The 1,175-nt window shown below is 48.9% G+C and carries 1 pseudogene; it reads left to right on the top strand.

The window, feature by feature from the left end:
• Positions 1–20: 20 nt before the first annotated feature.
• Positions 21–1,091: pseudogene (locus AB4138_RS23935) on the top strand (tryptophanase); the annotation flags it as partial.
• Between the last annotated feature and the right edge of the window lie 84 nt (positions 1,092–1,175).

Below are 1,175 nucleotides of genomic sequence, written 5' to 3'. Positions count from 1 at the left end.
TAATTTAGGCAACAACGCCCTTCTTCGATACAACACAAGGCCACACCCAAGTGAATTGCTGTGTGGCGAAGAACGTTTATACCAAAGAAGCGTTCGATACCTCAGTGAACGCGGATTTCAAAGGCAACTTCGATGTGGTGAAGCTGGAAGAAGCGATCTTAGAAGCGGGCGCAGCCAATGTTCCCTACATTGTGAGCACCATTACTTGTAACTCTGCTGGTGGACAGCCAGTGTCTATCGCCAATCTAAAAGCCGTGTATGAAATCGCTCAGAAGTACGATATTCCTGTGATCATGGACTCGGCACGCTACGCAGAAAATGCCTACTTCATTCAACAACGTGAAGCGGGTTATCAGGATTGGACAATCGAACAGATCACGCGTGAGTCATACAAATACGCGGATGGTTTAGCTATGTCTGCCAAGAAAGATGCCATGGTACAAATGGGCGGCTTGTTGTGCTTTAAAGACGACGCTTTCATGGATGTGTACACAGAGTGTCGAACCTTGTGTGTGGTGCAAGAGGGCTTCCCAACCTATGGTGGCTTAGAAGGTGGCGCGATGGAGCGTCTTGCGGTTGGCCTTTATGACGGCATGCGCCAAGATTGGTTAGAGTACCGTATTGGCCAGGTTCAATACCTTGTTGATGGCTTAGAAGCGATGGGCATCGTGTGCCAGCAAGCAGGCGGTCATGCTGCGTTTGTCGATGCGGGTAAATTGCTGCCTCATATCCCGGCTGGTCAGTTTCCCGCACATGCTTTGGCGTGCGAACTCTATAAAGTCGCGGGTATCAGAGCGGTTGAGATTGGGTCTTTGCTGCAAGGACGCGACCCAGCAACAGGTGAACAACACCCATGTCCTGCTGAGTTGTTGCGCCTTACCATTCCTCGCGCGACCTACACACAAACACACATGGACTTCATTATCGAAGCATTCGAAAAAGTGAAAGAGAATGCAGGACAAGTGAAAGGGCTCGATTTTACCTACGAGCCGCCGGTGTTAAGACACTTCACTGCGCGCTTGAAAGAGGTAGAGACCAGCGAGAAACAAACAGAAAAAAAGAACGAACAAACGCTCGAAGAAGCATTTTAAAATAAAAACATAAGCGAATAGTCACTAGAACCCTAATCAAAGGCTCCCTCGGGAGCCTTTTCTTTTTTTGTGCGCCGAGCATGG

The sequence above is a fragment of the Vibrio sp. 10N.286.52.C3 genome, from assembly GCF_041468865.1.
In the GTDB taxonomy this organism is placed as follows: Bacteria; Pseudomonadota; Gammaproteobacteria; order Enterobacterales; family Vibrionaceae; genus Vibrio; species Vibrio crassostreae_C.
Note: the sequence above shows the minus strand (reverse complement) of the source record. Positions and strands in the feature narration are given on the sequence as shown.